Origin of the sequence: Nonomuraea sp. NPDC049486, assembly GCF_040676925.1 — a bacterium.
In the GTDB taxonomy this organism is placed as follows: domain Bacteria; phylum Actinomycetota; class Actinomycetes; order Streptosporangiales; family Streptosporangiaceae; genus Nonomuraea; species Nonomuraea ferruginea.
Map to the genome: position 1 here is coordinate 283,659 of NZ_JBFAPV010000004.1, position 18,250 is coordinate 301,908.

The following is an 18,250-nucleotide window of genomic DNA, read 5'->3' on the forward strand; positions in this document are numbered from 1 at the left end:
CGGCCGCGTTCGCGTGCGGGCCACCGCCTCCCGCGGTGCCCGCCCGCTCCTTCTCGCAGTGCTCGTTCCTACTTGGCCTGCTCGAACCTCGCCCGCGCGGCTTCCAGCGCCTCGTCGTCGCCGAAGTCGGCGAACGCCTCCTCGTGCAGGCGCTCCGGGATCAGCTCCCTGACCCGCTGCGGGTAACCGGTGCCCGCCATGGGCACCTGTACCTCCGCGTGGTGGCCGAAGTGCACCGCGAGCGGCCCGGCGGCCCGTACGGACGTCTTCCAGTCCGTGCCGGGGCCGGTGATCGCGCACATGTGCCGGGCGTACACCCACTCCACCTCGGTCACGCTCCGCGCGTCCTCGGGGGACACGCCGAACGGCTCGACAGCGCAGATGATCTTCCCGGCGTCCTCTTCGAAGTGGTGCCCGTGGTGGAGGTGCTCCTCCTGCGAGGCGCTCTCCAGCAGCACCGTCACGCGGGCGGTGAGCTCCTCGGACAGGTCCTGCGGCAGGTCGCCCTGCCGCAGGACCGCGAAGAGCGACGTACCCGCGATGGCGGCCACGACCACGGCGGCGACGGCAAGGAAGCCGCGCCGCCGGGCCGGGGGTGTTCGCACGTCCTCCAGCATCAGCCTGCCTCTACGGGCTCGTGCAGGTCAGCGTCGGGACGGGGCTGGGCACGCTGCCCGTGGCGTTGAAGCCGAACGTGGTCGAGGCGTTCGGCGCCAGTTGCCCGTTGTACGACACGTTCTTGGCCACCACGTTGGGCGGTTGCCCGGTCAGCGTGGCGTTCCACGGCGCTCCGGCGAAGCCCTGGCCACCGGAGTACGTCCAGGACACCGTCCAGCCGTTGAGCGGGGTGGTGCCGGTGTTGCGGACGGTCACCTCGCCCTGGAAGTGGCCTGCCCAGCCGGTGTCGGTGGCGCGCAAGGTGGCCTGGCAGTCCGCGTCGGGGTCCGGGGTCGGCGTGTCCGACGGGCCGGGGCCAGGGCCGGGAGAGCTGCCGCCCGGGCCGACACCGGTGACCTCGCCGTTGCCGCCGTCGAAGACGACGTCCGAGCAGCTGTAGAAGTTCTCGTTGCTGTCGGAGCGCTTCCAGTGGATGAACAGGATGTGGTCGCCGCTCTTGCCGGCGGGGAGCGTGGAGTTCCAGTAGTAGTAGTTGAGCCCGCCCACGCCGCCCGACTGCGGCGGGTTGCTCACGGTGCCGAACTTCTCCAGGTCGGCCCAGCGCAGCGGACCGTTCGCGTTCCACCCGTTCTTGGTGATGTAGAGGTCGAACGAGCCCGGGTGGGCCGCCCAGTTGCTGTGCCGGATCTGGATGTTGGCGCCTGACGTCAGGTGGGTCTTGGGCCAGTCGTTGCGCACCGCGTTGTAGGCGCTGAAGTCGTACGGCCCGCCAGTGCCGCCGCTGCAGATCTGGCCGTCGGGGATGAACCCGCTGGTCCGGCCCGCGCCGTCGGAGCGGAGCACGGCGAACCAGTTGTACAGCGGAGTGGTGCCGCTCTGGGCGACGGCCGCGTCACAGGCGGGGTTGTACGGGTCGATCGCGCCGTTGTCCCGCAGGCCGTCCTGCCAGCACAGGAAGGTGCGGCTGCCGGGGAACATGGTGACGCCGTGGGCCTGGGCCGACTGGGGGATGACGAAGGCGGTGACGATCATGACTAACGCCGCAGCGGCCGCCAGTGCCGCCGAACGCATGACTCTCATGAAGAAGATTCCTTTGCTCGCATGACAGAGGAACCCACCACGACCCGCCCGCCCGGCAGCTTTCGCGTGGTCGCATTACAACATGTCCGGACTTCGTTCGACAACATCGAGTGAAACTTTCAGCCCGTACCGCCGCCGCTTTCCCCTGGTGGAACACCCTGCCGCCGCCCGCGCGCACCGGGGCGGGGTTGCCCTGGCCGCCGCGGGCTCGTGATCCTGACGGCCATGAGACGCGTGCACATCCCCCTGGCCCTCGCGGTCCTGCTGGCCGCGTTCGCGTTCGCCATGCCCGCGCACGCCGCGCCGGTCATCTGCGAGAAGTACGGCTCGGCTCAAATCCAGAACGGCCGCTACATCGTGCAGAACAACGTGTGGGGCGCGAGCACGGCCCAGTGCATCGACGTCAACCAGAACGGCGGCTTCACCGTCACCCAGGCGGCGCACAACAACGCCACCAACGGCGCGCCCGCCGCCTACCCGTCCATCTACGCCGGGTGCCACTACGCCGCCTGCACCACCGGGAGCGGCCTGCCCGTGCGGGCGGACGCGAGCGGGTTCGGCAACCTGCGCTCCAGCGTCAGCATGAGCTATCCGGGCAGCGGCACCTGGAACGCCGCCTACGACCTGTGGTTCGACCCCACCCCGCGGACCGACGGGCAGAACACCGGCGCCGAGCTGATGATCTGGCTGAACCACCGGGGCTCCATCCAGCCGATCGGCTCCCGGGTCGGCACCGCCAACCTGGCCGGCGGCACCTGGGACGTGTGGTTCGGCAACGTCGGATGGAACGTCATCTCCTACGTCCGCACCTCGCCGGCCAGCTCGATCGACTTCGCCGTCGACACGTTCTTCTCCGACGTCGTCGCCCGCGGCTACGGCCAGCGCTCCTGGTATCTGACCAGCGTGCAGGCCGGGTTCGAGCCCTGGGTGGGCGGCGCGGGGCTGGCCGTCAACTCCTTCGCCGTGACCACCTCGGGCGGCCAGGACCCGCAGCCGGGCGGCTCCTGCCAGGCCACCGCCACCACCCAGGGCCAGTGGGCCACCGGGTACGTCGTCCAGCCCGTCACGGTCGTGAACCGCGGCTCCTCGCCGATCTCCGGCTGGCGGGTCACCTTCACCCTGCCGGCCGGCCACGCCATCACCGGCTCCTGGGGCGCCCAGTTCTCCACCAGCGGCCAGACGGTGACCGTCACGAACTTCCCCTACAACGGCAGCCTCGCCCCGGGCGCGAGCACCACCTTCGGCTTCCAGGCATCCAAGCCGAGCGGGAGCTCCGCCCTGCCGTCCGGCTACACGTGCGCCTGATCAGGGTGAGCGGCGGGCGGCGGTGATCTCGTTGAGGCTGATCTCCAACTGGGTGCGGCAGGCCGGGGCGAGCCGGCCCTCGCGCTCACGGTCGGCCAGCTTCCTGCGCAGGCCGGCCAGGAGCGAGTCCTCCTGCCCCGGGGACACCAGCGCCCCGCGCAGCACCTGCTTGAGATCCAGCGCCACGTCACCGCCGAGCGCGCCGCACACGTCGGAGCCCTCCAGCGTGGCGTGGAAGCCGTCGACCGCCTGCCGGACCGTCCGCCCCTCGGCCGGGGAGCGCTCCATCGACGGCATCGAAGCGGACGGCATCGACGTGGACGGCAGCGACGCCACGGGCGAGGCCGGCGGCGACGCCGTCACCCCTGGGGGCATCGCGTCCCGGGGCAGTTCCATCAGCGCCACCAGAGACAGAGCGAGCACCCCCGCTCCCGCCACGGCCAGGCCGCGCCGCAGCCGCTTGGGCAGGCTGAGCGCGGCCGTCAGCGCCGCCGCGACCTCCGCCGCCTCCGGGCGGCGGGCCGGCTCAGGGTCGAGGCACCGCTGGCAGAGCAGCGCGATCGCGTGCGGCGCGCCCGGCGGGCGCGGCGGCGGGTACGTGCGGCGCGCCGTCTCCAGCTGCTCCCACGTGGTCTCCGGGTACGGGGTACGCCCCTCGATCATGGTGAACAGCAGCACGCCCAGCGCGTACACGTCCACGGCCGGATGGGTCGGCGCCCCCGCCAGCCGCTCGGGCGCCACGTACGGCGGCGTGCCCCGCTCGTCGTCGGGGTCGCCCGCCCAGGCGGCGATGCCGAAGTCGAGCAGCTTCAGCCCGTCGCCGGTGAGCAGCACGTTCTCGGCGGTGACGTCCCGGTGCACGAGCCCGCGGGCGTGCCCGGCGGCCAGCACGCGGGCGGTCCGCATGGCGACGGCCGCCGCCTCCGCCCACGGCAGCGGCCCCCTCTCCAGGCGCTCGGCCAGCGGCACCCCGTCGAGCAGCGGCATCACGACGAAGGCCGCGACCTCCCCGCTGGTGGTCACGGCCTCGCCGTAGTCGTAGATCTCGATGGCGTCCGGATGGATGAACCGGGCCGCGGCCCGTGCCTCGCTCCGCGCTCTCACCCGGTCGCCGAGGCCCGTCTGCAGGGACGAGCACTGCACCTTGACCGCCACCATGCGGTGCAGCGACTGGTCGAAGGCGCGCCAGATGACGGACATGCCGCCCCGGGCCAGCGGGTCCAGGAGCAGGTACCTGCGGGCCAGGATGTCGCCGGGTTCATGCCGAGTCACGGATGACCAGTTCTGTCGGGAGAATCGGATCGATCCCTGTCGTTCCGGACAGTAGCAACCTGGTCGCGATGGTGGCCACCTCCTCGACAGGCTGGCGTACGGTCGTGAGCGCGGGGTTGGTGTGCCGCGCGACCGGGGCGTCGTCGAACCCGATCACCGCCACGTCGGCCGGCACCCTGCGGCCGGCCCTGCGCAGCGCCTGCATCGCCCCGGCGGCCATCAGGTCGGAGGCGGCGAAGACCGCGTCCAGGCCGGGGGCGTGGCGCAGCAGCCACTGCATGGCGTGAGTGCCCGAGGCGGCGGTGAAGTCCCCGTACGCGACGGGCACCTCGGCCACGCCCGCCTCCCGCAACGTCTTGACCAGGCCGTCGAGCCGGTCCCTGGCAGCGGGCAGCGAGGGCGGGCCGCCGATGGCGGCCACCGACTTGCGGCCGGTGAGCAGGAAGTGCTCGGCGGCCTGGCGCCCGCCGTCGTAGTTGTCGACGTCGGCGAACGGCAGTTTCAGGTCGTGGGGCGGCCGGCCGATGTTGCGCACGGTGATGCCGGAGGTGCAGAGCTTGATGGCGAGGGGGTGCCGCTCCCTGGCGCCGACGAGCAGCACCGCGCCGGACAGCGTGGGCAGGACGGACGAGGTCGGGTTGACCGTGGTGATGGTCAGATGGGTGCCGTTCTCGGCGACGACGGCCCCGCTGGCGGACAACAGCCGGGCATAGTACGGTTCGGAGAATAATCGCGGCAGATGGTCGCAGATGACCGCGGTGATTCCCGTCACCGGGTTTCTGGAGACCGATCCTCTGGGCGCCCGCTGCCGCACGTATCCCATCCGGGAGACGGCTTCGTAGACCTGGCGACGGGTCGACGTGCTGACCCGGACCGAGCCGGTGAGCACGCGGGAGGCGGTGGCGGGGGAGACCCCGGCGGCCGCCGCCACCTGGGCCAGTGTGGGCTGCTCGGACATGATCGACACCTCGCGCCGAAGATCCCTGGGAGCGCTCCCACGTTATCAATGTTTCGCCGCGGTTAACAGGCCCTCTGTACTGCACTGTTAGTACCCAGTAAAGAAAAGCGCAGGTGAATGGGGTCAAAGTGAGCGCAGAGATTTCGGAGACATTTCGCGGAGGGGACACCGGGGCGTCCCCTCCGCGTGTCGTCAGTCCTGGCCGGTGCCGATGGAGACGTCGTTGTCGGAGTCGATGTCCCGCAGCTCGTTCGGCTCCTCACGGTCGCGCTGGACCGGCGCGCAGCTCGACCCGCAGCCGCCGAACCTGGCCGTGTCGAGCGGGTGGAAGTCCGTCGCCTTCGTGCCCTTCAGCGCGGCCAGCATGGTGTCACGCCAGATGGGGCCCGGGATGCTGGCGCCGAAGACCGAGCCGTAGTAGCGGCCGCCGATCGTGACGTTGTTCAGCTTGTACTTCTGCGAGCCGCGCGGGTCGCCGATGCTGACCGCGCCCGCCAGGTCCGGGGTGAACCCGGCGAACCAGGCCGTCGCCTGGGCGTCGGTGGTGCCCGTCTTGCCCGCCGCCGGGCGGCCGATGCCGCCGACGCCGCGCATCGTGCCCTTGGTGAACACCCCTTCCAGGATGTTCGCCGCGGCGTCCGCGACCTCGGGGTCCATCACCTGCTTGCACTTCGGCTCGTACTTCTTGACCTTGCCGTCGCGGTCGGTGATCTCGGTGACGACCATCGGCTCGCAGTACTTGCCGCGCGCCCCGATCGCCGCGTAGGCGTTGGCGACCGTCACCGGGTCCATCTCGTTGATGCCGAGCGTGAACGTGGAGTATTCCTGCAGCGGCAGGCCGTCGGAGCGCTTGATGCCCAGCGACTTGGCGGTCTTGATCGTGTCGCAGAGCCCGACCTCCTCCTCCAGCTTCATGAAGAAGGTGTTGACCGACTGCCAGGTGCCCGTCTGCAGCGTCTTGAAGCCGCCCGACCCCTCGTCGTTGGTGACGGTGTGGGACGGGTCGCCGATGTTCTCGCCCTTGCAGTTCTTGAACGTCGAGTAGCCGGAGGCGCGGTAGCCGGCGCCCACCGAGAACCCGTCGTTGACCTTCATGCCCTCCTTGAGGCCGGCGAGCAGGGTAAAGGTCTTGAAGGTCGAGCCGGCCTGGAAGCCGACGCCGCCGCCGTGTGCCGCGTCGGCCACGACGTTGTACGACATCTCGTTGCGCTTCTTGGAACGGCCGTAGGTGCGGCTCGCGGCCATCGCCTTGATCTCGCCGGTGCCGGGCTCGACCAGGGCCTCGGAGGCGACCGGGTTGTCGGAGGCGTGCACCCACTTCTTGATCGCCCGCTCGGCGGCCCGCTGCATCTTGGGGTCGAGCGTGGTCTTGATCGTCAGGCCGCCCCGGTTGAGCAGCTGGGTGCGCTCCTTCTTGGTCTTGCCGAAGACCGGGTTGTTGAGGATCTCGGCGCGCACGTACATGCAGTAGTACGGGTACGGGCTCGCGCCGCAGCCGCCGGGCAGCGGGGTGCCCTTGTAGCCGAGCTTCTTGGCCTTGGCCTTCTCCAGCTCCTCGTCGGTGATCTTGCCGAGCTCGTGCATCCGGTTGAGCACGACGTTGCGCCGCTCCAGCAGGCGGGTGCGCTGCTGCCTGCCGAGGTTGGGGTCGGTGCGGTTGGGGTCCTGCACGGCTCCGGCGAGGGTGGCGGCCTGGACCAGGTCGAGGTCCTTGGCCGAGACGCCGAAGAACCGCTTGGCCGCGGCCTCCACGCCGTTCGCGCTCGCGCCGAAGTAGGCGATGTTGAGGTACTTCTCCAGGATCTCGTCCTTGGTGTACTTCTCCTCGACCCCCATCGCGTAGCGCAGCTCGTTGAGCTTGCGCGCGTAGCTGGCCTCCAGCGCCTTGGCCTTCTCCTCGTCGGTGACGGCCGAGTTGAGCAGCACCTGCTTGACGTACTGCTGGGTGATGCTGGAGCCGCCCTGGGCGATGCCGCCGGAGGTCAGGTTCTTGGCCAGGGCGCGCAGCGTGCCCTCGATGTCGATGGCGCCGTGCTCGTAGAAGCGGAAGTCCTCGATGGCGATGATGGCCGTCTTCATGACCTCGGAGATCTCGTCGAGCTTGACGACCTCGCGGTACTCCTCGTAGAACTGGCCGATCTCGTCGCCCTTGGCGTCCAGCAGCGTGGTCTTCTCGGCCAGCGGCGGCTCCTTCAGGGTCATCGCCTTCAGGTTGAGCTCTTCAGCCGTGTTGACGAACATCGCGCCGGCGCCGCCGACGGCCGGGAGGGCGATGGCGGCGGTCAGCACGCCGGCGGCGGCCGCCGCCCCCACGAGCCGCACGATGCCCGATCCCCAGTCCATTAAGAGAACCTCCCCGATCTACCAGCCCTTGCCAAAACCCTATAGCCACGGTAATGGCCAGAAATCCGTCCTTTTACCAACTCACAGGCAGGCGGCCGGCTCAGGTCAGCTCGGAGAAGCGCTCGATCTGATCGCTGCGGCCGGAGACGAGGATGATGTCGCCGTACGACAGCTCGGTGTCAGAGGTCGCGTACGTGAACTCCTCGCCTTCCTTTTTGACCGCCACTATTGTGACGCCGTACTTGCGCCGAAGGTTCGATTCGCCCAGTGCGACGCCGACGTACTCCTTGGGCGGCCGGGTCTTGATCAGCGCGAAGTTCTCGTCCACCTCCATGTAGTCGAGCATCCGCCCGCTGACCAGGTGGGCCACCCGCTCGCCCATGTCGTGCTCGGGCAGCACGACGTGGTGCACGCCGACCCGGCTGAGTATGCGGCGGTGCTGCTGGCTGACGGCCTTGGCCCAGATGTCGTCGATCTCCAGCTCGACCAGGAGGGACGCGCTCAGGATGCTGGCCTCCAGGTCGCCGATGGCGACCACGGCCCGGTAGAAGTCGGCCACGCCGAGCTGCTGCAGCGCCTCCAGGTCGGTGGCGTCGGCGGTGGCCAGGTGTGTGATGTGCCCGGTGAGCCCCTGCACGATCCTGGGCCGGTTGTCGATGGCCAGCACCTCGGTGCCGCGTCTGGTGAGTTCGAGCGCCAGCGCGGAGCCGAACCGGCCGAGGCCGATCACCACCACGGGGTCATTGCGTTGGTCAGCCAACGATCATCCGCTCCTCGGGTAGTTCGTAACGCCGGGCGCGTTCCTTGAGCGCCAGGGCGGAGCCGATCGTGAGCGGGCCGATCCTGCCCACGAACATGAGCACGATGAGCAGCACGTGCCCGGCGGGCGGGATCTCATTCGTGATCCCTGTCGTCAGGCCCGCCGTGCTGAACGCCGCTATCACCTCGAACAGCACCTGGTCCAGCCCGTGCGGGGTGAGCACGAGCAGCACGTAGGTGCAGAAGGCCACCAGGGCCGCGCTCATCGCGGTCACCACCACGGCCTGGCGCTGCGCGGTGTCCGGCACCTGGCGGTGACGGACGTTCACCCTGGGCTCGCCGCGCAGCTCGGCCCAGATGACGAAGGCCAGCAGGCCGAGCGTGGTCACCTTGATGCCGCCGGCGGTGCCGGCGCTGCCGCCGCCGATGAACATCATCACGTCGGTGAGCAGCCAGCTCGACGGGTGCAGCTCGCCGGTGTCGATGCTGTTGAACCCGGCCGTGCGCACCATGGCCGACAGGAAGAACGCGGCCAGCAGCTTGCCGGAGTCGTCCAGCCCGCCGAGGGTGCCGGGGTTGCGCCACTCGGTGGCCAGGTAGACCAGCGTGCCCAGGACCAGCAGGAAAAGGGTGGCGTAGACGGTGATCATGGTCAGCACGCTCCACCTGCCGGGGTGCCGCCAGGAGCGCAGCAGCTCGAACACCACCGGGAAGCCGAGCCCGCCCACGATGACCGCGGCCGCGATCGTCAGGCAGATCCACGGGTCGCCGACGAACCCCATGATGTTGTCGGACCAGAGCGTGAAGCCGGAGTTGTTGAAGGACGAGATGCCGTGGAAGACGCCGAGGTAGAGGGCGCTGCCGAAGCTCTCCCCGTACCCGATCATGAACCGCGCGGTGAACACGGCGGCGGCGACGGCCTCGCACACCAGGCTGAACACCACGACCTTGCGCACGACCTTGCGCATGTCGGCCATGGTCGCCGTCTTGGTCTCGGCCTGCGCGAACAGCCGGGCGCGCAGGCCCAGCCTGCCGGACACCAGCACGGTGAAGACCGTGGCCAGCGTCATGATGCCGAGCCCGCCGATCTGCACCAGGCCGATGATGACCACCTCGCCGAACATCGACCAGTGCGTGGGGGTGTCGACGATGATCAGCCCGGTCAGCGAGACGGCGGCGGTCGCGGTCCACACCGCGGTCATCCAGGTGGTGGTCTGGCCCGGGGCGGTGGCGGCGGGCAGGGACAGCAGCAGGGAGCCCGCGAATATGGCGAGGCCGAAACCCACCGCGATCATCTGGGTGGGGTGCTGGTAGCCGCCGAAGAGGGCAGAGGCGGCCCGAACACGTCTCATGTGAATGTCAGGCTTCCCCGAAGAGGCTTTCCCGGCGGACCCGCGCCAGCGTACAGCGGATGAGGATAGCTGGTCCGAAACACCAAAACATTCCGGACGACCTGACCCTCACGCAAGTGCTAACCGGCAATGTCACCAGATTGCCAGGGAACTGCCAGGAAGTGTGGGTAGTCTGCGTCGCCATGAGCTGGCAGCGTAGAATCAACAAAGCGCTGGTCAGGTTCACCGGATTCCAGGTCAATCGAGTAGGGAACCAGGGGATTTCGACGGCGCCGTCGTCGGCTCCGGCCAGGGCGGCCTCCGCGAAGGCCACCGCCAAGGCCAAGCAGACCGAGGCCGAGATCAGGCCGCCGACCGATCCGAAGGCCGACCGGTTGCTGACCGCGCCGATCTTCATCATCTCCCCGGTGCGGTCCGGTTCCACCCTGCTGCGTTCGATCATGAACGCCCATTCGGACCTGCACGCCCCGCACGAGCTCCATGTGCGGCGCCTCAGAGTGGAGTTCGGCACGTCCCTGGCTGCGAAGGCAATGGAAGCGCTCGGCCACAACCAGGCCGACCTGGAGCACCTGCTCTGGGACCGCGTGCTCCACCGCGAGCTGGTACGCAGCGGCAAGCGGTTCATCGTGGACAAGACCCCGGCGAACGCGTTCGCCTACGAGCGGATCTCGACCTGCTGGCCTGACGCGCGCTACATCTTCCTCCTGCGCCACCCGGCCTCGATCGCCACCTCCTGGTACGAGGCCAGCCCCGACAAGCGCGACCGGGAGGAGGCCGCGGTCGACGCCCTGCGCTACATGAAGGCGGTCGAGAGGGCGAAGTCCGGGCTGTCCGGCCTGACCGTCCGCTACGAGGACCTCAGCGCCGAGCCGGAGCGGGTGACCCGCGAGATCTGCGAGTTCCTCGGGCTGGCGTGGGAGCCGGGGATGCTCTCGTACGGCGAGCAGGCGGTCATCCAGAAGGGTCTCGGCGACTGGCGGGACAAGATCCGCTCGGGCACCGTGCAGCCCGGCCGCGAGCTGCCGGACCCCGACTCGGTCCTGGACTCGCTGAAGCCGATGTGCCGGACCTGGGGGTATCTGGAGTGAAGATCCGCTACCTGATGCTGCACGCCTACGGCATGGGCGGCACCATCCGCACCGTCGTGAACCAGGCCAACGCCATGGCGAAGGCCGGTCACGACGTCGAGATCGTCAGCGTGGTCCGCCGCCGGACCAAGCCCCAGTTCGCCATCCACCGGGACGTCCGGGTCAGCGCCCTGGTCGACCAGCGCCAGGGCAGGCAGACCGACTCGCTCGCGCGCAAGGCGTGGCGCAGGTTCCGCGGCAAGATCGTGCCCCGCGGCGAGTTCGCGGCTGAATACTTCACCGAGCGCGTGGAGAAGGCGGCCATGGACTATGTCTCCTCGCTGCCGGACGGGATCCTGGTCACCACCCGCCCGGCGCTCAACCTGATCGCCGCCAGGCGCGCCCCCAAGAACGTCGTGAGGGTGGCTCAGGAGCACATGAACCTGACCGCCTACCCCGACACGATCCGCCACGAGATCGCCCGCCACTACGGCAGCTTCGACGCCGTGGCGGTGCTCACGAGGACGAACCAGCTCGAATACCAGGAGATCCTGCCCGACACCAAGATCGTGCAGATCCCCAACGCGGTCCACAAGGTCGACCAGGTGCGGTCCACCCAGCAGAACCCCGTCGTGGTGGCCGCCGGCCGGCTGGTGCCGCAGAAGGGGTTCGACCTGCTCGTCAAGGCGTTCGCCGAGGTGGTGGCCGACCACCCCGACTGGAGGCTGCGCATCTTCGGCAACGGCCCGCGCGAGGCCCGGCTCCGGGCGCAGATCGACGAGCTGGGCGTGGGCGACAACATCGCGCTGATGGGCCGCACCGACCGGCTCGACGACGAGCTGGCGGCGGCCTCGGTCTACGCCCTCAGCTCCCGCTTCGAGGGCCTGCCGATGGTCATGATCGAGGCGATGACGCACGCCCTGGCCATCGTCGCCTTCGACTGCCCGACCGGCCCGCGCGACGTGCTCACCGACGGGGTCGACGGGCGGCTGGTGCCGCCGCGCGACGTCGACGGGCTCGCCGCCGCGCTCAAGGAGGTCGTCGGAGACCGCAGGCGGCGCCTGGAGATGGGCGCCGCCGCGGCCGCGACCGCCCGCGGCTACGCACCCGACGTGGTGATGCCGATGTGGGAGAACCTGTTCGCCGAGCTGACGAGGGGCGACCGGGTCGGCTCCCGCTGACCGCCGGGCGGCGGGGGTCAGTCTTCGCCTTCCTCCTCGTCGCCCTCGAAGGCCTCCTCGATCAGCTCGGCGGCGATCATCCCGCCGGCCACGCCCGCGGCCACGCCGACGGCCCCGGCCGCGATCGCGCCGCCCATGCCGCCGCCACCGCCGTGGTGGTGGTCATGGTGGTCATGGTGGCCGTGGTAGTGGCCCTCTCCGTGGCCGAAGCCCTGGTGCTGCGAGAGCCCGCCCAGCCAGTTGCCGAGCTCGGCCGCCCAGTCCATCCGCAGCGCCTCGTCGTGGCTCACCCGGAACCTGCCGATGGCGTCCGACCCGTAGTGGCCCGAGCGCCTGTCGGCCTCGATGACGATGTCCATGCCGACGGGGTCGGCGACGAACGTCAGCTCCGCCTCGGAGATCTGCCCGGGCGGGCCGTAGAACTCGATCTCCTGGTAGCACGGCAGCTCCTGGCGGACGCCGTAGATCTGCCCCATCTCCAGGTCGGCCGACTTGAACGCGAAGCCGAGCTGCAGGAACGCCTCCATGACCCGCTGCTGGGACGGCAGCGGCTCGACCGCGATCGGGTCGAGATCGCCCTTGTCGACCGCCTTGGCGATGGCCAGCTCGGTGCGCACGCCGAGCGCCATCCCGGTCAGCGGCTGCCCCTGCACCTCGCTGAGCGGCGTCTCCCACGGCATCTCGGCCTCGAACGGGATCGTCCGGTCCTCGCCCTTGGCCAGGGTGAAGGGGCCGGAGACCCGGATCTCGTGCAGCACGGCCAGCCCCGTGTGCTCGCCGTCGCCGGCCTCGGCCTCCGCGCGGGCGACCAGGGCCAGCGTCACGTGCTCGATGCCGGCGTCGAACTCACCGCCCTTGAGGCGGACCTCACCCGCGAGGGCGCCCCCGGGGCGCACCCGGGGCGTGCTGAGGACCGTGTCGACCGACGGTGCTCCGACGCCGAACGCGCCCAGCATCCTTTTGAATACCACTGCTCACTCTCCGTTTCCGTACGGCAGGCGACCGTATCGGAAACGATCTTCGGTTTCCTCCGGTTCCCGGAAATCGGCATCACCCGACATCAGCTCGGCCACGATCTCCGCGACGCTGTCGCGTACCTCCACGCGCGCCAGCAGATCGGTCTGCCGCAGGACGCTCAGCAGGTGTTCGGTGGGCCGGATCAGGATCACCCGCCCGCTGCCCGTGGCCTCGATCCGCTGCAACGCCGTGCCCAGCACGCCGATGGCCGAGGAGTCGTAGAAGCGCAGCTCGCTCAGGTCGAACACGAGCACCGGCCCCTGCGACCAGCCCCACACCGCCTGGACGTGCGCGCTGAACCGGGCGCCTCCCGCGTGGTCGAGCACTCCGCCGGCCCGCAGGACCGTGCACCCCAGGTGGTGGGTCGTCTCGATCCTCAACCTGTCGGCCACGTCATACGGCTTCCCGCTGAGCGGGGTCTACACCGTGACGGACCCGGGGGTTCGCTAACTCTATCCACCGGAGTAGGCCGCCGGTCAGGTGTCGTCGTGGTCCGGGTCGTACTTGGTCGGCTCGGCGGGCAGCGTGTAACGCCGCTCGATCAGCTCGGCCACCCGGCGCAGGCTGTCGTCCGGCTTCTCCCGCTCCACCCGCCCGACCTCGCCGGCCAGCTCGGCGTCGCCCAGCTTCTCGCCGATCCAGGTCGAGTAGTCGCCGCGCCTCAGGTGGAAGGCCCAGGTCTCGTCGTCCACGCCCTCGGCCAGCTCCACGAAGTTGTGCAGGTTGCGGGCCCGCAGGTTGAGCCGGTCCTCGGGGCCGGTGAAGTAGAAGCTCTTGTCCTTGGACATGGTGCCGGCGGCGTACTTGCGGCGGTGGCGGGTGCGGTGCGCGCGGGCCGGCGTCGGATGGACGAGCTGGGCGGTGTCGGCGGAGACGCGCCAGAGCGCCGCCCCCTCGGCCGCCTCGCCCTCCAGCGCGGGGGTGTCCCGGCCGAGCGCGCCGGCGAACGCGCCCAGCGTCTCCGCGGGCTCCGGCCCGACCGCGATCACGCCGTCCACGAGGTCCAGCGCGGCGGGGCTGAGCGCCTCCGGATGCACGGTGATCATCATCAGCGAGCCGAGGTCCCGTACGTCCTTGACCGGCACCTCCTGCACCTCGGCCGGCATCAGGTGGTGCGCCTCGTCCACGACGACGCAGTGCGGGTGGCCGAGCCTGGCCCGCAGCGCGACCAGGCGGGGCATCAGCTCCGCGAAGAACGCGGGCCGGTCGCGCAGCGGCATCCCGATCATGTTCACCACCGCGCTCTGGTCCGGCGACTCCAGCAGCCGCAGCACCTCCTCCGGGCCCGGCGGCCGGTCCGGCTCGCCCAGCACTGCCGCGCCGGCGAACTCCGCGTAGTCGCCCTCCGGGTCGATGACCACGCACTGGTACCGGGCCTCGACGAGCCGCTCCAGCAGCGCCGTGGTGACCGTGGACTTGCCGCTGCCCGACGGTCCCGCCACGACCAGCCCGGTCCCGTACGGGCGCAGCCGCACCTCGCCGCCGGCCCCCTCGCCGAGCAGGACGTGGTGCCGCGGGATCTCCATCTCGTCCAGTTCGCCCGACAGCAGCAGGTCCGCCAGCTCGGCCACGCCGTCGCCGTTCTCCCGGCCCAGCGGCAGGTCGCACTGGCGCAGCAGGGCCGGGACGGCGTTCGCGACGGCGGCGCCGCACTCGGCGGCGCTCAGGAAGGCGTGGTCGTTCTCCGCGTCCCCGACGGCCACCACGTTGTGGCCCGACAGGCCCAGCCGGTCCAGCGCGGCGGCCAGGCCGCTGGCCTTGTTCACGCCGGGCGGCAGCACCATGACCGCGCCCTTGTTCCTGATCACCTGCAGCTCCAGGCCCAGCTCCCGGATCGCGTCCTGCACCTGGACGTCGGACGGCTCGCGGGTGGCCACGATCACCGATCCCACGCCGAGCGGGGTGACGCCCTCCCCGCGCAGCCGCTCGGCGAACTCCGGCGGCGGAGGGTCCGCGAGCGGTTCGCCGGAGCGCTGCCCCGGGTCGTAGAGCAGCGCCCCGTTCTCGGCCACGACCAGGTCGAACAGGTCGGCGTGCGGGAAGACGGTCAGCAGGTCGTCGAGCTCCCGCCCGGTGACCAGCAGCAGTTTCCTGCCCGAGCGGGAGACCCGTTCCAACGTCTTGATCGTGTGCTCGGCCACTTCGCCGTGCCGGGCGAGGGTGTCGTCATAGTCGCAGGCGAGCACGTGATACCTCATGGGCGGCACGTACCCCTACGAAACCGACGCGAACGCGGCCCGGTCAGGCGGCCGGGGCCGGCTCCGGCTCCGCGGCCGCCCGCGCCCGGCGGCCGATGATCACCCATGCGGCCACGAGCAGGTACGGGACGCTCAGCAGGGCGAACATGAGCCCGTGCGAGACCAGGCCGGACGCGGCGCCGTAGACGCCGTAGACCGCCAGCGTGATCACGCCGGTGCCCAGGCCGGCCACCGAGGTGACGGTGGCGCGGCTCGGGCCGGTGATGCTGTCCTGCAGCCGGGCGTCGGCCACCACGCCCGCCAGCTGGAACACCCCGAACGCCGCCGCGATCGCCACGAACCCCGCGGGATGCCCGCTGAGCGCGCCACCGGCCAGGGCGACCGCCCCGGCCGCCAGCACCGCGCCGAACCCGCGCGCCCGCAACCGCCGCGCCCGCCCGGCCAGCAGCCCGCCGGCCGTGGCCCCGGCCCACACCAGCAGGTACACCGGCGGGATCGCCGTCTCCGGCAGCCCGGCCTCGATGCCGAGGAACGCCACGTACTCGTCCAGCGCACCCCAGATGGCGGTGACGGTCGCGAGCAGGACCAGCCCGTGGAGCACCCGCCGGTCCCCGCGCGCCTCGGCCAGCCCGGCCCTCAGCACCTGCCCGTACGAGAGCTCCCCGTCGTCACCGGCTTCCCGGACGGGGGAGCGGTGCTCGGGGAAGGCCAGGGCGGTGGCGGCGGTGAGGAGGCAGGCCAGCACGCTGGCCACGCCCACCGCGGGGTAGCCGCCGGCGGCGAAGACCGGGATGGCCAGCGCGATGGCCGCGGCGGTCGCCGCCATGCTTGCCGACGCCGCCCGGCCCATGACCTGCGCGTAGCGTGACGTCTCACCGGTGCGGGCGAGCTCCTCGTACACCAGGGCCTCGATCGAGCCCGAGCCGAGCGCGTCGCGCACGCCCCAGAGCACGAAGCCCAGCGCGAAGATCCAGTAGGACGGGAAGATCACCCACAGCGCGAACCCGGCGGCGGCGAGCAGCGGGCCGGCGAACAGGAGCAGGCGACGGGACACGGAGTCGGCCAGCGCCCCGGAGGGCACCTCCAGCACCAGCCCCGCGACCGACCAGATGACGAACAACGAGGACGTCTCGGCCACGGACAGCCCGGTGTCGGTGAACAGCAGCGCGTAGACCGGGTAGAGCAGGACGAAATCGTCAAGGAACGTGTAGACGTAGAGCGTGCGGACCAGCCGCTTGGCAGGCGGTGACATGCGTGAGGCCTTCCGAAGGGAACGAACGGGGGTCGCGACTGCCTGCCTGCGCGGCGGCCCGCGAGCCCTTCGGCCTCTGGTGATGCATCAATGTCGCCAGGTCATGCGCCCGATTCTAACCCGCTACGACGGCAGCCGGAGCTCCGCGAACACCCCCCGGTGATCGGTGCCCGGCACGTCCAGCACGTCGAAGGAGCTCACCCCGGCGCGCTCGTCGACCAGGATGTGGTCGATCGTGATGAACGGCGGCAGGCCGCGCCCGTTCGGCCAGGTCGGCGTCAGGCCCGCGCCGGCCTGGTGCGCGGCGTCGGCGTAGCCGCGGCCGAGCAGGTCGCGCATGGCCCGGTGGTCCAGGCTGGCGTTGAAGTCGCCGGCCAGGATGCGGATCGCGTCGCCGCCGGGCGCGGGGAAGGACTCCATCGCCCGGTTCCAGCCGTCCACCATCCGGCCGAGCGGCGGGTTCGGGTGCACGGCGACCACTTCGACGCGCCGGCCGCCGGGCAGGGTCATGGCCGCCGCGGGCATGTTGTGGCCGACCGGGGTGAACAGGCCGGGCAGCTCGGTGAGCGGGTGCCTGCCGTAGAGGCCGCTGCCCGCCGCGTCGTGCTCGTCCTGCAGCACGCGGTGCGGCATCAGCTCGTCCAGCCCGGCCGCGTCCAGCGCGGCCACCTGGCGCGTGGTGAGCTCCGTCGCGGCGAACACGTCAGGGCGCAGCTCCCGTACGAGGTCGACCACGGTACGCGGGTCGGCGCGGCCGAACAGGTTGACCGCCAGCACCTTGTACGGGGTGCCGCCGGTGGCCGGTTCGCCCGCCGGGAACGCCCTGGGCGCCACGGCGGCGGCCATCACCAGGCTCGCCACCAGGGCCACGACCGCCGCCGGGCGGTTCCGTCTGACGAGGGCCGCGGCCAGCAGCAGGGCCAGCGCGGCGCCGTACGGGGTGACGGTCATGAGCTGGGTCAGGAACGATCCAGACTCCAGCCCGCCGGCCCTGACCACGGCCCAGACGGTCAGGAAGGTCACGGTGAGCCAGGAGACCCACCGCCTGCGCGGTGAGTGTCCACGAGGCGGCGGGCCTCCGCCTGACGCCTGCTTCGCCTCGACGGTGATGTTCAACCCTTGCCGCCCGATTCGTGCGAGATCAACCTTTTCGTGGTGAGCCTAAACGCTGACGGTCGGCGGACCGCGCCGGGCGGGGCGGCGTCATCAGCTCGTAAGGTTCTCGGCGGCACCGCGTGCCTAGCCTGGTGGGCGTGAACAGAGCTGGCATGGCGGCCGTCATCACCGCCGCGACACTGACCCTGGCCGCCTGCGGCGCGGCCGCCCCTTCCGACCCGATGGGGACCACGTCCGCCGCGCCCTCCGATGAGATGAAGAGCACGGATCAGATGAAGAGTGCCGATCCGATGAAGAGCGCGGATCCGATGGAGAGCGGGTCCACGCCCGCGGCGCTGCGGTTCAGCGCGAAGACCCTCGACGGGAAGGAGTTCGAGGGCGGCAGCCTGGCCGGCAAGCCCGTGGTGTTCTGGTTCTGGGCGCCGTGGTGCACCAAGTGCCGGTCGGACGCGCCCGCGGTCAAGGCCGCCGCGGCCGCGCACCCTGACGTGGCGTTCGTCGGCGTGGCGGGGCTCGACACGGAGGCCGCGATGAGGGAGTTCGTCGAGAGCACCGGCACCGGCGGGCTGGTCCACCTGTCGGACGAGAAGGGCGCGGTGTGGACCAAACTGGGCGTCGCCCAGCAGTCCGTGTTCGTCTTCATGGAGCCCGGCGGCGGCACCACGAAGGTCAACGGCCCGCTGGGCCGCGACGGCCTCGACGCCGAAGTGGCCAAGATCAAGGCCGCCTGAG

The 18,250-nt window shown here is 70.9% G+C and carries 16 protein-coding genes; 4 read left to right on the forward strand and 12 right to left on the reverse strand.

The window, feature by feature from the left end:
- Nucleotides 1–68: 68 nt before the first annotated feature.
- Both AB0K05_RS13765 and AB0K05_RS13770 read right to left on the reverse strand, forming a co-directional pair.
- Nucleotides 69–605 (reverse strand): hypothetical protein, encoded by a 537-nt coding sequence (locus AB0K05_RS13765; protein ID WP_148035557.1) that lies wholly within the window; start codon nt 603–605, stop codon nt 69–71.
- A gap of 22 nt (nt 606–627) precedes the next feature.
- Complete coding sequence (locus tag AB0K05_RS13770; RefSeq protein ID WP_219542788.1) at nt 628–1,698, reverse strand: lytic polysaccharide monooxygenase; 1,071 nt, start codon at nt 1,696–1,698, stop codon at nt 628–630.
- Between the two features lie 225 nt (nt 1,699–1,923).
- On the opposite strand from AB0K05_RS13770, the gene AB0K05_RS13775 reads away from it, so the two are divergent.
- Nucleotides 1,924–3,003, forward strand: coding sequence for a cellulose binding domain-containing protein (locus AB0K05_RS13775; protein ID WP_271280526.1), 1,080 nt, complete (start codon nt 1,924–1,926; stop codon nt 3,001–3,003).
- Here the strand turns inward: AB0K05_RS13775 and AB0K05_RS13780 are convergent, their stop codons facing one another.
- The 5 genes from AB0K05_RS13780 to AB0K05_RS13800 form a co-directional block, all read right to left on the reverse strand.
- Nucleotides 3,004–4,275: a serine/threonine-protein kinase gene (locus tag AB0K05_RS13780; RefSeq protein WP_364229212.1), complete on the reverse strand. Its 1,272-nt coding sequence runs from the start codon at nt 4,273–4,275 to the stop codon at nt 3,004–3,006. It lies immediately after the preceding gene.
- Nucleotides 4,262–5,233 (reverse strand): LacI family DNA-binding transcriptional regulator, encoded by a 972-nt coding sequence (locus AB0K05_RS13785; protein ID WP_148035553.1) that lies wholly within the window; start codon nt 5,231–5,233, stop codon nt 4,262–4,264. Before AB0K05_RS13785 ends, AB0K05_RS13780 begins: the two co-directional genes overlap by 14 nt.
- A gap of 192 nt (nt 5,234–5,425) precedes the next feature.
- Nucleotides 5,426–7,576, reverse strand: coding sequence for a transglycosylase domain-containing protein (locus AB0K05_RS13790; RefSeq protein ID WP_271278484.1), 2,151 nt, complete (start codon nt 7,574–7,576; stop codon nt 5,426–5,428).
- A 100-nt stretch (nt 7,577–7,676) separates the two neighbouring features.
- Nucleotides 7,677–8,336, reverse strand: coding sequence for a TrkA family potassium uptake protein (locus tag AB0K05_RS13795; RefSeq protein WP_187281515.1), 660 nt, complete (start codon nt 8,334–8,336; stop codon nt 7,677–7,679).
- Complete coding sequence (locus tag AB0K05_RS13800) at nt 8,329–9,687, reverse strand: potassium transporter TrkG (protein WP_271278483.1); 1,359 nt, start codon at nt 9,685–9,687, stop codon at nt 8,329–8,331. The genes AB0K05_RS13795 and AB0K05_RS13800 overlap by 8 nt, the downstream gene beginning before the upstream one ends.
- Before the next feature lie 182 nt (nt 9,688–9,869).
- Between AB0K05_RS13800 and AB0K05_RS13805 the strand changes: the two genes are divergently transcribed.
- On the forward strand, nt 9,870–10,775 hold the full coding sequence (locus tag AB0K05_RS13805) for a sulfotransferase (RefSeq protein WP_148035551.1): 906 nt from the start codon (nt 9,870–9,872) through the stop codon (nt 10,773–10,775).
- Entirely contained in the window at nt 10,772–11,935 is a 1,164-nt protein-coding gene (locus AB0K05_RS13810; protein WP_364229215.1) for a glycosyltransferase family 4 protein, read from the forward strand. Before AB0K05_RS13805 ends, AB0K05_RS13810 begins: the two co-directional genes overlap by 4 nt.
- A gap of 17 nt (nt 11,936–11,952) precedes the next feature.
- Here the strand turns inward: AB0K05_RS13810 and AB0K05_RS13815 are convergent, their stop codons facing one another.
- The 5 genes from AB0K05_RS13815 to AB0K05_RS13835 form a co-directional block, all read right to left on the reverse strand.
- Entirely contained in the window at nt 11,953–12,906 is a 954-nt protein-coding gene (locus AB0K05_RS13815; RefSeq protein ID WP_364229217.1) for a sporulation protein, read from the reverse strand.
- Nucleotides 12,907–12,909: 3 nt separating this feature from the next.
- Complete coding sequence (locus AB0K05_RS13820; RefSeq protein ID WP_219542795.1) at nt 12,910–13,344, reverse strand: STAS domain-containing protein; 435 nt, start codon at nt 13,342–13,344, stop codon at nt 12,910–12,912.
- An 84-nt stretch (nt 13,345–13,428) separates the two neighbouring features.
- Complete coding sequence (locus tag AB0K05_RS13825) at nt 13,429–15,150, reverse strand: HAD hydrolase family protein (protein WP_364229220.1); 1,722 nt, start codon at nt 15,148–15,150, stop codon at nt 13,429–13,431.
- 43 nt (nt 15,151–15,193) lie between these two features.
- Nucleotides 15,194–16,402 (reverse strand): MFS transporter, encoded by a 1,209-nt coding sequence (locus AB0K05_RS13830; protein WP_364229222.1) that lies wholly within the window; start codon nt 16,400–16,402, stop codon nt 15,194–15,196.
- A gap of 123 nt (nt 16,403–16,525) precedes the next feature.
- Nucleotides 16,526–17,425 carry an endonuclease/exonuclease/phosphatase family protein gene (locus tag AB0K05_RS13835; protein WP_364229224.1) on the reverse strand — a complete coding sequence of 300 codons (900 nt, stop codon included), beginning with the start codon at nt 17,423–17,425 and terminating at the stop codon, nt 16,526–16,528.
- A gap of 230 nt (nt 17,426–17,655) precedes the next feature.
- Here AB0K05_RS13835 and AB0K05_RS13840 point away from each other — a divergent pair, with 230 nt between their 5' ends.
- Nucleotides 17,656–18,249, forward strand: a complete 594-nt coding sequence (locus AB0K05_RS13840) for a redoxin domain-containing protein (RefSeq protein ID WP_364229226.1) — start codon at nt 17,656–17,658, stop codon at nt 18,247–18,249.
- Nucleotide 18,250: the final 1 nt, after the last annotated feature.

Coding starts and splice junctions, on each gene's coding strand:
- AB0K05_RS13770 (WP_219542788.1), bottom strand. CDS start 1,698: ATGAGAGTCATGCGTTCGGCGGCACTGGCGGCCGCTGCGGCGTTAGTC.
- AB0K05_RS13775 (WP_271280526.1), top strand. CDS start 1,924: ATGAGACGCGTGCACATCCCCCTGGCCCTCGCGGTCCTGCTGGCCGCG.
- AB0K05_RS13785 (WP_148035553.1), bottom strand. CDS start 5,233: ATGTCCGAGCAGCCCACACTGGCCCAGGTGGCGGCGGCCGCCGGGGTC.
- AB0K05_RS13790 (WP_271278484.1), bottom strand. CDS start 7,576: ATGGACTGGGGATCGGGCATCGTGCGGCTCGTGGGGGCGGCGGCCGCC.
- AB0K05_RS13800 (WP_271278483.1), bottom strand. CDS start 9,687: ATGAGACGTGTTCGGGCCGCCTCTGCCCTCTTCGGCGGCTACCAGCAC.
- AB0K05_RS13805 (WP_148035551.1), top strand. CDS start 9,870: ATGAGCTGGCAGCGTAGAATCAACAAAGCGCTGGTCAGGTTCACCGGA.
- AB0K05_RS13825 (WP_364229220.1), bottom strand. CDS start 15,150: ATGAGGTATCACGTGCTCGCCTGCGACTATGACGACACCCTCGCCCGG.
- AB0K05_RS13830 (WP_364229222.1), bottom strand. CDS start 16,402: ATGTCACCGCCTGCCAAGCGGCTGGTCCGCACGCTCTACGTCTACACG.